Source organism: Pseudomonas sp. P4_D7, from assembly GCF_056401755.1.
In genome coordinates this window covers 15,020-28,355 of the sequence record NZ_JBFUIR010000067.1, presented here as the reverse complement: position 1 = coordinate 28,355, position 13,336 = coordinate 15,020, and the positions used below count along the sequence as shown (strand labels likewise).

Genomic DNA, 13,336 nt, shown 5'->3' with positions numbered 1-13,336 from the left:
GCTATCGCGAGCAGGCTCACTCCTACAGGGGGTATTGCGGTGTTTTTAAGCGGGGGTGTCGAGGTTCAGATGCAGGTTGTCGATCAACCGAGTAGTGCCAAGAAACGCCGCCACCAGAATCACCAGATCGCGATCCTCCGCCGTCGCCGGACGCAGGGTCAGTGCATGGCGGATTTCCAGGTAATCCGGACGCAGGCCCGCCGCTTCCAGCTGCTGTACCTGGGCACTGATCATTGCCGGGAAGTCGCGTTGGCCTTGCTTGATCAACTCGGCAATGTTGCTCAGCGAGCGATAGACCACCGGTGCCACTGCGCGCTGTTCTTCGCTGAGGAAGCCATTGCGCGATGACAGCGCCAGGCCGTCGGCAGCGCGTACGGTCGGTTCGCCGATGATCTGGATCGGCATGTTCAAGTCGTGCACCAGCGCGCGAATCACCGCCAGTTGCTGGTAATCCTTCTGGCCGAAAATCGCCAGGTCCGGCTGGACCATGTTGAACAGTTTGCTGACGACGGTCGCCACACCCTCGAAATGCCCCGGACGGCTGGCGCCGCACAGGCCTTCGGACAACTGCGGCACGCTGACCCGAGTCTGTCCGGCCATGCCGTCGGGGTACATCTCTTCGACAGTCGGCGCGAAGAGTAGGGAGCAACCGGCTTCGAGCAGCTTCTCCTGATCCGCTGCCAACGTGCGCGGGTATTTATCGAGGTCTTCGCCGGCACCGAACTGCAGCGGGTTGACGAAAATACTCGCGACCACGAAGTCCACACGTTGGGTGGCTTTGGTGATCAGTGCAACGTGACCGCTGTGCAGGTTGCCCATGGTCGGCACAAAGCCGATGCGCTTGCCTTCGCTGCGGGCGCGGGCTACGGCGGCGCGCAGTTCGCGTACGGTTTTAACGGTGTTCATGCAGAGAATCCGTGTTCGATGCCAGGGAACGTGGTGGCTTTGACTTCGTTGACGTAAGCCTTTAGCGCGGACTGGATGCTGTCCTGGCCGTGCATGAAGTTTTTGACAAATTTCGGCACGCGGCCGGTGATCGACAGACCGAGCATGTCGTGCAGTACCAGGACCTGGCCGTCGGTGGCGTTACCGGCGCCGATGCCGATGACTGGAATCTTCACCGCCTGGCTGATTTCGGCAGCCAGTTCGCTCGGTACGCATTCGAGCAGCAGCATGGCGGCGCCGGCCTGTTCCAGCGAGATCGCATCGGCACGCATCTGCCGCGCCTGATTTTCGTTACGGCCCTGCACTTTATAGCCGCCGAGAATGTTCACTGCTTGCGGAGTCAGGCCCATGTGCGCGCATACCGGTACACCGCGCTCGGCGAGCAGACGGATCGACTCGGCCAGCCACAGCTGACCTTCGACCTTGACCATGTGCGCACCGGCCTGCATCAGCATGGCGCTGTTAGTCATGGTTTGTTCAAGGGTGGCGTTGGCCATGAACGGCAAGTCAGCCAGGATCAGGGCATCGGTATTGCCACGTTTGACGCAAGCGGTGTGGTAGGCCATTTCTGCGGTGGTCACCGGCAAAGTGCTGTCGTGACCTTGCAGGACCATGCCGAGGGAGTCGCCCACCAGCAGCACTTCGACACCAGCCTCGTTGCAGGCGTGGGCGAAGGTCGCGTCATAGCAGGTCAGCATGGTGATCTTTTCACCTTTCTGCTTGAGGCTCTGGAGCGTGGTCAGGGTGATGGCTGGCATGTAAAAAATCCTCGTTCAGGCGCTCTGGAAACTACTGCGAGTAACGCGCGTGATTCTTCATCTACTCAGGCGCACGCTCTTTTGTCGTGCTTATAAGGCCTGGATTGCGCCCGTATGTGCCGGGTTGGCGGCAGCGGGACGCCTATAGTCGTGATGAGCCAACAGGAAGTCAATTGCGTGTGTTACCGCATTGTTACGAGGGGAGTGTTACCGGCGTTACTGATGCGATTCAGCGCTGCGGCGGGCCTGATTCGCGGGGTTTTTGTCGGACAATAAATCTGGATGTGGCGCAATCCCTGTAGGAGTGAGCCTGCTCGCGATAGCGTTCTGTCAGCCAAAGATTTATTGGTTGATCCACCGCTATCGCGAGCAGGCTCACTCCTACAAAGGGCGGATTTGTGTCAGGCGTGGGGGAGGCGTTCCAGGCCGACGAACGGGCAGGCTGCCAGCAGCTCGGACAAGGTGCGGCCATCGGCCAGACGCATATCTTGCGGCGCCAGTTCGGCGAGGGGATAGAGCACGAACGCACGTTCCTGAATCTGATAATGCGGGACTTTCAGGCGCGGTTCGTCGATCAGGCGATCACCGAACAGCAGAATATCCAGGTCCAACGTGCGCGGGCCCCAGCGCTCCAGACGCTCGCGGCCCTGATCATTCTCGATGGCTTGCAGCGCGTCGAGCAGTTCAATCGGCGCAAGATCGCTGTCGAGCGCAGCGACCGCGTTGGTGTAACGCGGTTGGCCTGGCAGCAACGAGTCGCTTTGATAGAAGGCGGAAACGCCCGCGAGTGTGGTCTGCGGCAGTTGCCCCAGCGCCTCGACGGCGCTGCGCAACTGTTCGGCGGGGTCAGCGAGGTTACTGCCCATGCCGATGTAGATGCGTTCCATGCCTTTATTCGCCTGTAGCGCTCGGGGCGCCGGCGCGTTTGCGCTTGGAACCGCTGCTGCGGCGACGTTTGCGCGGAGCACCGCTGGCGTCATCGCCCTTGCCGCTGAGGTCGCGGATCATATCGCGACGTTCGCTGTCGTTGGCGTCCTGATAATCCGTCCACCATTCACCGAGGCCGTCGGTTTCTTCGCCTGCGCTCTCACGCAGCAACAGGAAGTCGTAACCGGCGCGGAAACGCGGATTGTCCAGCAACAGCTCGGCACGTTTGCCGCTGCGGCGTGGCAGGCGCTCCTGCATGTCCCAGATCTCGCGGATCGGCATAGTGAAGCGTTTCGGAATCGCAATGCGCTGGCATTGTTCGGCGATCAGTTCGTGCGCGCCTTCCTGCATCGCTGGAATCGGCGGCATGCCACGTTCCTGCAAGCGCAACACGCGAGCCGGCAAAGCAGGCCACAACAGTGCGGCAAACAGGAACGCCGGGGTCACCGGTTTGTTCTGCTTGATGCGCAGGTCAGTGTTGGTCAGCGCTTCGCTGATCAGCGTGTGGGTGTATTCCGGGTTGTGTTCCAGCGCATCGGCACTGGCCGGGAACAGCGGGGCGAACAGTTGCAGATCGACCAGCATTTCGAAGGTGATTGCGCCGTGTCCCGAAAGGAACAGCTTGAGTACTTCTTCGAACAGGCGTGCCGACGGAATCTCGCGCAGCATCGGCGCCAGTTCGCGGATCGGCTGAACCGTGTGCTTCTCGATGCCGAAATTGAGCTTGGCGGCAAAACGCACGGCGCGCAGCATGCGCACCGGGTCTTCCTGGTAGCGCTGCTTCGGATCACCGATCAGACGGATCAGGTGATTGCGGATGTCGTGTACGCCATTGGCGTAATCGAGGATGCGCTCACTGACCGGATCGTAATACAGGGCGTTGATGGTGAAGTCGCGGCGTTGCGCGTCTTCTTCCAGGGTGCCGTAAACGTTGTCGCGCAGAATGCGCCCGCTCTCGTTACGCGAAGACTGGTTGCTGTCTTCGTCGTCTTCGTTGACCGGGTGATTGGCGCGGAAGGTCGCGACTTCGATGATTTCGCGACCGAAATGGATGTGCACCAGTTTGAAGCGACGGCCTATGATCCGCGCATTGCGGAATTCGGCACGGACTTGCTCGGGGGTGGCGCTGGTGGCGACGTCGAAATCCTTGGGCGTGATGCCCAGCAGCATGTCACGCACGCAACCGCCGACCAGATAAGCCTGGTAACCGGCACCTTGCAGGCGTTCGACGATATTCACCGCGTAGCGGCTGAATTGCGTTTTCTGCAGCGAATGTTGGCCGCTGTTGAGCACTTCAGGGGTGCTGCGGATGTGTTGCGTACGACGCACGGGAGTTCGGAATGACTGGAACAGCTTCTTCAGCATGGGATGCACTGTTTGAAGGAATGTTCGGCCATACCAAAGAATGACCGCATGATGGGCGCAGATTCTAGCATTTAGTCGGGGGATGGTGTAGGACACGGCAGATTTGAGCTGTAAGCCGCAAGCTGCAAGGGTCGAGCAAGGGAAATTCGAAGGATTTTGCCGGGAGGGAGAAACTACAAGGGGAGCCGAAGCTCCCCAAGAAGTAGTTGCGTGCTCTTTTTATTATTGATTCGGGCTTCTTGTTTTTGTTGAGTGCCCTCGCCACGAAGTGTTTCCTTCGTGACCCTCCCAATCGGGAGCCAAGAGCAAACGGATTGCTTTGGTCGCTGAATTGCAGTGATCTCTCGATCCAACCAGTACAGGCTCTGTCTTAGGACAGTTTTTGTTGTTCTCGGCCTGGTCGTGGGGCAAGCCCCAAATACAACGCCTCTCCAAAAGAATCAGTTAGCTGCGCCTCTCGCCGTCTTGTTTTTATTGTGCGTGAGTCGATTCGTCTTATTTTTATTGTCTTGTGCATTGCTTGTTATTGTTCTTGTACCAAACATATAGCAGGGGCCGTGCCAACTTTTGCGAAACCCAATAAAACAAGGGGTTAGGTCGATATAACCGTTTTGTCGGGGCGAAAAAAAGCCGGGGTTTCGTTACCGATAACCCCGGCTTCTGTTACGTGAATCGACTGAGGTAACAGTTTTTTCACATCTTCAAGCGTTACCCGCACACTCGACAGGTAACGTTCAGCTCTCGCTGGCGACCCCGGTCTTGCGCCGTGGGATGCCTAGACGCTGACGGCGCTCCCACAGACATTTACGGCTGACGCCCAGTTTGCGCGCCAGTTCGGTCTCGGTCATGTGGTCCTGATGCTCGAGAACGAAGTGCTGGAAGTAGTCTTCCAGCGACAGGTCTTCGGTCGGCTCGTGGCTGCTGTTGCTGGCGTTACCCGGCGTTTGTGGCGGCAGACCGATGAACTCGTCGTCTTCCAGATCGCTCAGCTCGATGTCGATGCCCAGCAGGTCGGCGGAGATTTCCGCGCTTTCGCTCAGAATCACCGCGCGCTCGACTGCGTTTTCCAGTTCACGCACGTTACCCGGCCAGGAATAATGACGAATCGCCTGTTCGGCATCCGCGGCAAATTTCAGGTCGGTACGGTTGATGCGCGCACTTTGGCGAGCGAGGAAAGCCGTGGCGATCTCGTTGACGTCGGCGCCGCGCTCGCGCAGGGCCGGCAGTTTTAACGCGATCACGTGCAGACGGTAATAAAGGTCTTCACGGAACTGGCCGATTTTCGCCAGGCTCTTCAGGTCCCGGTGAGTGGCCGCGATCAGGCGTACATCGACCTTCTGCGACTGCACCGAGCCAACACGGCGAATTTCGCCTTCCTGCAACACACGCAGCAGTCGAGCCTGAGCTTCCAGCGGCAGTTCGCCGATTTCGTCGAGGAACAAGGTGCCGCCGTCCGCCGCTTCGACCAGACCGGCACGCCCGGCGCTGGCGCCGGTGAATGCGCCTTTCTCGTGGCCGAACAGTTCGGACTCGATCAGGCTTTCCGGAATGGCTGCGCAGTTCACCGAGATCATCGGCGCCTTGGCGCGTTTCGACAGGTTGTGCAGGGCGCGGGCCACCAGTTCTTTACCGGTGCCGGACTCGCCCTGGATCAACACATTGGAATCGGTTGGCGCGACTTTGCGGATCTTGCTGTACAAGTCCTGCATCGGTGGGCAGGAGCCGATGATGCCAATCTCGCCATTGCTGTTGTCGACGGCGGATTTGCCGCTGCCATTGGCCGGTTTACTGGCAACTGCTTCGCCGGCCGCCGGTGCCGATTGGCGATCACGCAGGATCCGCGCGACAGCCTGAAGCATTTCATCGTGGTCGAAAGGCTTGGCGATGTAGTCCACCGCGCCCATCTTCATCGAGTCGACCGCCGAGCGCAGGCTGGCATAGCTGGTCATGATCAGCACCGGTGTGCCCTGGCCGAGCTTGATCAGCTCAGTACCCGGCGCGCCCGGCAAACGCAGATCGCTGACGATCAGATCGAACGTAGGAATGGTGAAGCGTTCTTGTGCTTCCTGCACTGAACCGGCTTCGCTGACCTGGTACTGGTTGCGTTCCAGCAGGCGGCGCAAGGCGGAGCGGATAATTGTTTCGTCTTCGACGATCAAAATGTGCGGCATTGATTCGATACTCTCGACGGTCTCAGTTCACAGCGGACGTCGCTTCGACATGACGCGGTAAGGTCACCCGGATACGGGTGCCGCGTTGGCTCTGTACATCAGCCGGGCTGTCGATGGTGATTTGTCCATAATGCTCTTCAACGATGGAATAGACCAGTGCAAGGCCCAGACCGGTGCCTTCGCCAGGATCCTTGGTGGTGAAGAAGGGTTCGAACAATCTATCCATGATGTTCTTCGGAATACCGCTGCCTTCGTCTTCGACGATCAGATCGACCGTGTGTTCGCCGGCTTCACTCTTGACCCGTACCGCACTGTGCGGCGGTGAGGCGTCGCGGGCGTTGGAGAGCAGATTGATCAGTACCTGGGCAAGTCGCTGCGGATCGCCCTCGACCCAATGATCAGGATCGCAGAGGTTGTAGAACTGCACCTCGAAATTGCGTCGGTTCAGGGCCAGCAGGCCGATTGCATCTTGAGCGACCTCTGCCAGACAAACGGGCTCGTCACTGTGCTGATGGCTGCCAGCGTGGGCGAAACTCATCAACGACTGGACGATGCGCGACACACGTTTGGTCTGTTCGAGAATCTGCCCGCTGATTTCCGTCAGTTCGCCGTCGTCTTCACGCTCTTCGCGCAGGTTTTGCGCAAGACAAGCAATGCCGGTGATCGGGTTGCCGATTTCGTGAGCCACACCCGCCGCGAGACGACCAATGCTGGCCAGACGCTCGGAGTGCACCAGTTTGTCTTCGAGCATCTGCGTTTCGGTCAAATCTTCGACCAGTAGCACCAGGCCGCTGTTACCCGGTGCCAACGGTTCGTCGATTGCCGCTTTGTGCAGGTTCAACCAGCGTGTTTGGCCATCGAGGGCCAGGTGCTGTTTGTGCAAATGCTCGTCCGGCAGATCGATGAAACCTTGCAGCAGGCCTTTCCATGGCTCGCCGATGGTACTCAGGCGCGAACCGACCACGCGTTGCGCGGCGATTCCGGTGAGCTCTTCCATGGCCTTGTTCCACATCAGGATCTCTTGATCCTTGGCCAGCGAGCAGACGCCCATCGGCAGTTCCTGCAAGGTTTGGCGGTGGTAACGGCGCAGGGCGTCGAGTTCGGCGGCCAGGCCTGTGAGGCGCGAGTGGTAATCCTCGAGGCGGCTTTCGATGAAGTGGATGTCTTCGGTCACATAGTTTTCGCCACCCGCCTTGTAGGGCAGGAAGGTTTCCACCATGTCCTGCGCCACGCTCGGGCCCATCAGACCGGAAAGGTTGGCCTCGATACGGTCACGCAAACGGCGCAGTGCATAAGGACGGCGTTCGTCAAATGGTAGATAGAGGTCACGCAACGCTTGCTCGACTTCTTTCTGCGCAGCCTTGGCGCCCAGCGGTTTGGCCAGTTGTGTGGCGAATTCCTGTGGCGAGGCCGCATGCAGTTCACGGCGCTGCGGACGACGGACGTTGTCTACCGCACAGGCTTCGGCGGCGCTGGCTTCTTCCGGGCTGGCGTTGGTGAACAGCGAGATCAGCGTGAACATCAAGACGTTTGCAGCCAGCGAGGCGATTGCCGCCATGTGCCAACTGGTGTCGTCGAGCACGTAAATCATGTTCAGCAGCGGGATGTAGAAACCCTGCAGATTGCCGACCAGCGGCAGCAGCATGGTCACTACCCAGACCAGAATCCCCGCCAGCAGACCGGCGATAAAGCCGCGACGGTTGGCGGTCGGCCAGTACAACACCGACAACACCCCGGGCAGGAATTGCAGGGTCGCGACAAACGCGACGATGCCGAGGTTGGCCAGATCCTGCTCGGCGCCAAGCATCAGGTAGAAACCGAAACCGGCCATGATGATCGCGACGATCAGCGCGCGGCGGGTCCACTTCAGCCAGCGGTAGATGTTGCCTTCGGCCGGCGGCTGGTATAGCGGCAAAACCAAGTGGTTCAGCGCCATGCCCGACAGCGCCAGCGTGGTGACGATGATCAGCCCGCTGGCCGCCGATAAACCGCCGACATAGGCGAGCAACGCCAGCGGTTTGCTGTTGGCGGCGATGCCGATGCCGAGGGTGAAGTATTCCGGGTTGGTTGTGGCGCCGAGTTTGAGGCCGGCCCAGAGAATCAGCGGCACCGCCAGGCTCATCAGCAGCAGGAACAGCGGCAGGCCCCAGCTCGCACTGACCAGCGAGCGCGGGTTGAGGTTTTCGGTAAAAGTCATGTGATACATGTGCGGCATCACGATCGCCGAGGCAAAGAACACCAGCAGCAGCGTACGCCAGGGGCCTTCCTGCAACGGCGTGTGCAGCGCGGCGAGGGCAGTCTGGTTTTGCAGCAGCCAAATCTCAAGCTGTTGCGGGCCGTCGAACACGCCGTACAGCGCATACAGGCCGACGCCGCCGAGAGCGATCAGTTTGATCACCGACTCGAAGGCAATCGCAAACACCAGTCCTTCGTGCTTCTCACGGGTGGCGATATGCCGGGAACCGAAGAAAATCGTGAACAGGATGATCAGCGCACAGAACGCCAGCGCGACGCGACTCTGGATCGGCTCGCCGGTCAGAATGCCGATGGAGTCGGCCACCGCCTGAATCTGCAACGCCAGCAGCGGCAGCACACCGATCAACATGAAAATAGTGGTCAGCGCGCCGGCCCAGGTGCTGCGAAAGCGAAACGCGAACAGATCCGCCAGCGACGACAGTTGATAGGTGCGGGTGATTTTCAGGATCGGATAGAGCAACACCGGCGCTAGCAGAAATGCGCCGGACACGCCGAGGTAACTGGACAGAAAGCCGTAGCCGTACTGATAGGCGAGGCCGACCGTGCCGTAGAACGCCCACGCACTGGCGTAAACCCCCAGCGACAAGGTGTAGGTCAGCGGGTGGCGAATGATCGCCCGCGGGATCATGCCCCGTTCGCTGATCCAGGCGACGCCGAACAGCACCGCCAGGTACGCGGCGCTGATCAGGATCATCTGGGTCAGGCTAAAGCTCATCGGCATCTTTTTGGCTCTGCAGGATGAAGGTCACGACAATCAGGATCAGCCAGAGCAGATAGGGGCGATACCAGGCGCCCGTAGCGTCGATCCACCAATCCATGATGGCGGGGGAAAACAGGTAGATCCCCACGACTAAAAGCAGGACCAAGCGATAGATGTACATCCCGGCCTCTCTTTTTTATGCGCGTGCCCGAAAACGTGCGGCGATGGTAACGGATGGGCGCGCGACTGCAAGTGTCGTCATAGCAGTTGCGCTTCGGGCAGGGTCAGTGTGCGCGGGATCTTCGTGGCATCCCAGTGTGCGCTGCCCCACTTGAGTAATTCTTGCGGTGAGGCGTGGGCCAGTTCGGCGCCAGGGTTTTGCCCCAGAGCACGCAGGGCGCGCAGCAACAATGGTGTGGCTTGATCGGCTTGCAGCGGCGGCGAGCGATAGGACTTGCCGAGTTTGTTGCCGTCCGGTTGGATAATCAGCGGCAGGTGCAGATAGCGCGGCTGGCGCAACCCCAGCAACTCTTGCAGATAGAGTTGGCGCGGCGTCGAGTCGAGCAGGTCGGCACCACGCACGATGTCGGTGATACCTTGCCAGGCATCGTCGAGCACAACGGCCAGTTGATAGGCGTAGAGACCGTCGCGCCGGCGGATCACGAAATCGCCGACGTCACGGCCCAGATGCTGGCGATATTCGCCCTGCACGCGATCAATAAAGTGGTATTCCAGTTCGGGTACGCGCAGGCGGATAGCGGCGTCTTGCTGATCGTGGCCGGCATTGCGGCACAAGCCTGGATAAATCCCGTTATACGGTTCGAGCTGTTTGCGCGAGCACGTGCAGGCGTAAGCGAGGCCGTGATTGAACAGGCTGTTGAGCACGTCCGCGTAGGCGTCGTGGCGATCGCTCTGGCGCACCATGTCGCCGTCCCATTCAAAGCCGTAGCTTTCCAGCGCCTTGAGAATCGCCGCTTGTGCGCCGGGTTCTTCGCGGGGCGGGTCGAGATCTTCCATGCGCACCAGCCAGCGACCGCCGACCGAGCGAGCGTGACCCACCGCTATCGCGAGCAGGCTCACTCCTACAAAAGGCAAAAGGCAGAAACAAAAACGGAGCGTTCGCACGCTCCGTTTTTCGTTCAGGTCGAGATTACTTGCCGACCTGCTTTTCCTTGATTTCCGCCAAGGTCTTGCAGTCGATGCACAGATCCGCGGTTGGACGGGCTTCGAGGCGCTTGACGCCGATCTCGATGCCGCAGGACTCGCACCAGCCGTACTCTTCGTCCTGAATCAGCTCCAGGGTCTTGTCGATCTTCTTGATCAACTTGCGCTCGCGGTCGCGGGCGCGCAGCTCGAGGGCGAATTCTTCTTCCTGACTGGCACGGTCGGCCGGGTCAGGGAAGTTGGCCGCTTCGTCTTTCATGTGATCAACAGTACGGTCGACTTCCTGCATCAAGTCCTGTTTCCACTTGTTCAGGATCTTGGTGAAGTGCGCTCGCATCGGGGCGCCCATGTACTCTTCACCGGCCTTCGGAACATAAGGTTCGAAACCGCTGATCGTCGTTTGCTGCTGTTGCTTTGCTTGGGTGGGCATGAAATGGACCGCCTCTACTCTTGTAATCCATTGCGCAGGATTGCTCCATCACCGACACCTGCCGGCCCTGCGGCTGCAAGCGGGCGAACTTACCAGATCAATTCGGCCTGCGCTACTCCCGGATGTCGAGGCCCCGGCGGGTGGCGCTTGCAAATGTTTGGCAAGCCGTGTCTGGTGGTGCTGAAGACCTGTTCAATCACTGATTTTAGTCAATCCTGGAGCGTACGCTCATATCGTTACAGTCCAGCGTTCTTGAGGCTGTGACCGCTGCGGGTTCTCGCTCGTTCCGGCAGATGGGTAGAATCGTCTCTTTTTCCCTGCCGAAGGAAAACCAATGGCTCAGCCCTACAGTGCGCGCAGTCGTGCGATCGAACCGTTCCATGTGATGGCGCTGCTGGCGCGGGCCAATGAATTACAGGCTGAAGGCCACGACGTGATCCACCTGGAAATCGGCGAGCCGGACTTCACTACTGCCGAGCCGATCATCCGTGCCGGGCAGGCCGCTTTAACGGCGGGCAAGACCCGTTACACCGCTGCGCGCGGCATTCCTGAATTGCGCGAGGCGATTTCCGGTTTTTATCAATCGCACTACGGCTTGAACATCGATCCACGGCGGATTCTGATCACGCCGGGCGGTTCCGGTGCGCTGTTGCTGGCCAGTGCATTACTGGTCGATCCGGGGAAACACTGGCTGCTGGCGGATCCGGGTTATCCGTGTAACCGGCATTTTCTGCGCCTGGTGGAAGGTGCCGCGCAGCTTGTTCCTGTAGGGCCGGACGTGCGCTATCAGTTGACTCCGGATCTGGTCGAGCGTCATTGGGATCACGACAGCGTCGGTGCATTGGTCGCTTCGCCGGCCAACCCGACCGGGACGATCCTGACCCGCGATGAGCTGGCCGGGTTATCCACAGCCATCAAGGCGAAACACGGGCATCTGGTGGTGGACGAGATCTATCACGGTCTGACTTACGGCACCGATGCGGCGAGCGTGCTGGAAGTCGATGACAGCGCTTTTGTGTTGAACAGTTTCTCCAAATATTTCGGCATGACCGGCTGGCGTCTCGGCTGGCTGGTGGCGCCGGATGCTGCCGTCAGCGAGCTGGAAAAACTGGCGCAGAACCTCTACATCAGCGCGCCGAGCATGGCCCAATATGCGGCGTTGGCCTGTTTCGAACCGGACACCATCGCCATTCTGGAAGAGCGCCGAACCGAATTTGGTCGCCGCCGTGATTTCCTCCTGCCAGCGTTGCGCGAGTTGGGTTTCAACATCGCCGTGGAGCCGGAAGGCGCGTTCTATCTTTACGCCGATATCAGCCAGTTCGGCGGCGATGCCTTCGCGTTCTGCCGACATTTTCTCGAAACCGAACATGTAGCGTTCACCCCGGGTCTGGATTTCGGTCGCTATCAGGCCAGCCACCATGTGCGTTTTGCCTACACGCAAAACCTCCCTCGCTTACAGGAAGCGGTGGAGCGTATTGCCCGTGGTTTGAAGAGCTGGCAAGGCTGATGCGCTTTTATCCTGCTCTGGAAGAGGCGCGACTGATCCGTCGTTACAAGCGTTTTCTCGCCGATATCGAAACCGTTGACGGCGAGTTGCTGACCATTCACTGCCCCAACACTGGTTCGATGCTCAACTGTCAGGTCGAAGGCGGGCAGGTCTGGTTCAGCCGCTCAAATGACCCCAAGCGTAAATTGCCCGGTACTTGGGAAATTGGCGAAACCCCGCAGGGTCGGTTGTTTTGCGTGAATACCGCACGGGCCAACGGTTTGGTCGAGGAGGCGTTGCAGGCCGGCGTCATCAGCGAGTTGAACGGCTTTACCGCATTGAAACGTGAAGTCGCGTACGGGCAGGAAAAGAGCCGTATCGACTTCCGTCTCGAATACCCCTGTGGCCCGGCGTATGTAGAGGTGAAAAGCGTCACCCTCGGTTTCGACGGCACCGCCGTGGCGGCGTTTCCCGATGCGGTGACCCAGCGCGGCGCCAAGCATTTGCGTGAATTGGCGCATCTGGCGCGGGACGGCATTCGGGCGGTGCAGTTGTATTGCGTCAATCTGACCGGGATTGACGCGGTGCGGCCGGCGAAGGAAATCGATTCGGCCTACGCCGATGCCCTTCTCGAAGCGGTGGCTTGTGGCGTTGAGGTGCTGGCGTATGGCGTGCGGCTGGACCATGAAGAGATGGTCATCGACCGGCGTCTCGACGTGCTGCTTAACGGTTAAACATCGATCCACAGCCCTTGCGCATCTTCCCGGCAAGAAATGGCGGTGAGTGTTTGCCCGGCGCAGGGGCCGGCGACGCATTCACCGTCCTCGATCAGAAACAGTGCGCCGTGGGTGGCGCACTGGATCAGGCTGTTGCTCGGGTCGAGAAACCGGTCGGGTTGCCATTCCAGACCCACGCCCCGGTGCGGGCAGCGATTGAGGTAGACATAGGCCTGACCATTGCGACGCACGGCAAACAGCTTTTTTCCGTCGATCTCGAAACCACGACTTTTCGCTTCGGCCAGATCGGCGCCTGCGCAGAGAAGCTTCATGGCTATCCTCTAGTGTCCGCTCGTGTCTGGATATGTCCGAGCTTGACGTTTAAATGCAAACAATTATCAAATGGCGGCCTTCACCC

At 59.6% G+C, this 13,336-nt stretch carries 11 protein-coding genes and 1 pseudogene; 2 read left to right on the top strand and 10 right to left on the bottom strand.

The annotated features are described in order from the left end of the window. Positions 1–45: 45 nt before the first annotated feature. The 9 genes and pseudogenes from panC to dksA all read right to left on the bottom strand — a co-directional run bounded on the left by panC (position 46) and on the right by dksA (position 10,716). The gene (gene panC, locus AC1DVF_RS26685) at positions 46–906 is read right to left on the bottom strand and encodes a pantoate--beta-alanine ligase (RefSeq protein ID WP_460089000.1); all 861 of its coding nucleotides are present in this window, start codon (positions 904–906) and stop codon (positions 46–48) included. Then, positions 903–1,703 (bottom strand): 3-methyl-2-oxobutanoate hydroxymethyltransferase, encoded by an 801-nt coding sequence (gene panB, locus AC1DVF_RS26680; protein WP_093434905.1) that lies wholly within the window; start codon positions 1,701–1,703, stop codon positions 903–905. The genes panC and panB overlap by 4 nt, the downstream gene beginning before the upstream one ends. 401 nt (positions 1,704–2,104) lie before the next feature. Beyond that, positions 2,105–2,590, bottom strand: coding sequence for a 2-amino-4-hydroxy-6-hydroxymethyldihydropteridine diphosphokinase (folK, locus tag AC1DVF_RS26675; protein ID WP_477783422.1), 486 nt, complete (start codon positions 2,588–2,590; stop codon positions 2,105–2,107). 4 nt (positions 2,591–2,594) lie between these two features. Further along, positions 2,595–3,995, bottom strand: coding sequence for a polynucleotide adenylyltransferase PcnB (locus tag AC1DVF_RS26670; protein ID WP_477783421.1), 1,401 nt, complete (start codon positions 3,993–3,995; stop codon positions 2,595–2,597). A gap of 734 nt (positions 3,996–4,729) precedes the next feature. Then, positions 4,730–6,166, bottom strand: coding sequence for a sigma-54-dependent transcriptional regulator (locus AC1DVF_RS26665; RefSeq protein WP_093434911.1), 1,437 nt, complete (start codon positions 6,164–6,166; stop codon positions 4,730–4,732). 22 nt (positions 6,167–6,188) lie between these two features. Beyond that, positions 6,189–9,143: a sensor histidine kinase gene (locus AC1DVF_RS26660; protein ID WP_177413113.1), complete on the bottom strand. Its 2,955-nt coding sequence runs from the start codon at positions 9,141–9,143 to the stop codon at positions 6,189–6,191. Further along, a complete protein-coding gene (locus AC1DVF_RS26655) occupies positions 9,127–9,303 on the bottom strand; it encodes a hypothetical protein (protein ID WP_003176118.1) in 177 nt (58 codons plus the stop codon). Before AC1DVF_RS26655 ends, AC1DVF_RS26660 begins: the two co-directional genes overlap by 17 nt. A 77-nt stretch (positions 9,304–9,380) precedes the next feature. Next, positions 9,381–10,172, bottom strand: a pseudogene (gene gluQRS, locus AC1DVF_RS26650) (tRNA glutamyl-Q(34) synthetase GluQRS); the annotation flags it as partial. A 100-nt stretch (positions 10,173–10,272) separates the two neighbouring features. Beyond that, on the bottom strand, positions 10,273–10,716 hold the full coding sequence (gene dksA / locus AC1DVF_RS26645; RefSeq protein ID WP_064118688.1) for an RNA polymerase-binding protein DksA: 444 nt from the start codon (positions 10,714–10,716) through the stop codon (positions 10,273–10,275). A gap of 334 nt (positions 10,717–11,050) precedes the next feature. Here dksA and AC1DVF_RS26640 point away from each other — a divergent pair, with 334 nt between their 5' ends. Both AC1DVF_RS26640 and sfsA read left to right on the top strand, forming a co-directional pair. Further along, the gene (locus AC1DVF_RS26640; RefSeq protein ID WP_477783420.1) at positions 11,051–12,223 is read left to right on the top strand and encodes a pyridoxal phosphate-dependent aminotransferase; all 1,173 of its coding nucleotides are present in this window, start codon (positions 11,051–11,053) and stop codon (positions 12,221–12,223) included. Next, positions 12,223–12,936 (top strand): DNA/RNA nuclease SfsA, encoded by a 714-nt coding sequence (sfsA, locus tag AC1DVF_RS26635; protein ID WP_477783419.1) that lies wholly within the window; start codon positions 12,223–12,225, stop codon positions 12,934–12,936. The genes AC1DVF_RS26640 and sfsA overlap by 1 nt, the downstream gene beginning before the upstream one ends. Here sfsA and AC1DVF_RS26630 read toward each other — a convergent pair. Further along, a complete protein-coding gene (locus tag AC1DVF_RS26630) occupies positions 12,933–13,250 on the bottom strand; it encodes a Rieske (2Fe-2S) protein (RefSeq protein WP_186625135.1) in 318 nt (105 codons plus the stop codon). The genes sfsA and AC1DVF_RS26630 overlap by 4 nt on opposite strands. Between the last annotated feature and the right edge of the window lie 86 nt (positions 13,251–13,336).

What these genes read in the sequence shown, in the direction of transcription:
- panC (WP_460089000.1), bottom strand. Translation starts at nt 906, where the DNA reads ATGAACACCGTTAAAACCGTACGCGAACTGCGCGCCGCCGTAGCCCGC.
- panB (WP_093434905.1), bottom strand. Translation starts at nt 1,703, where the DNA reads ATGCCAGCCATCACCCTGACCACGCTCCAGAGCCTCAAGCAGAAAGGT.
- folK (WP_477783422.1), bottom strand. Translation starts at nt 2,590, where the DNA reads ATGGAACGCATCTACATCGGCATGGGCAGTAACCTCGCTGACCCCGCC.
- AC1DVF_RS26670 (WP_477783421.1), bottom strand. Translation starts at nt 3,995, where the DNA reads ATGCTGAAGAAGCTGTTCCAGTCATTCCGAACTCCCGTGCGTCGTACG.
- AC1DVF_RS26665 (WP_093434911.1), bottom strand. Translation starts at nt 6,166, where the DNA reads ATGCCGCACATTTTGATCGTCGAAGACGAAACAATTATCCGCTCCGCC.
- AC1DVF_RS26660 (WP_177413113.1), bottom strand. Translation starts at nt 9,143, where the DNA reads ATGCCGATGAGCTTTAGCCTGACCCAGATGATCCTGATCAGCGCCGCG.
- AC1DVF_RS26655 (WP_003176118.1), bottom strand. Translation starts at nt 9,303, where the DNA reads ATGTACATCTATCGCTTGGTCCTGCTTTTAGTCGTGGGGATCTACCTG.
- dksA (WP_064118688.1), bottom strand. Translation starts at nt 10,716, where the DNA reads ATGCCCACCCAAGCAAAGCAACAGCAGCAAACGACGATCAGCGGTTTC.
- AC1DVF_RS26640 (WP_477783420.1), top strand. Translation starts at nt 11,051, where the DNA reads ATGGCTCAGCCCTACAGTGCGCGCAGTCGTGCGATCGAACCGTTCCAT.
- sfsA (WP_477783419.1), top strand. Translation starts at nt 12,223, where the DNA reads ATGCGCTTTTATCCTGCTCTGGAAGAGGCGCGACTGATCCGTCGTTAC.
- AC1DVF_RS26630 (WP_186625135.1), bottom strand. Translation starts at nt 13,250, where the DNA reads ATGAAGCTTCTCTGCGCAGGCGCCGATCTGGCCGAAGCGAAAAGTCGT.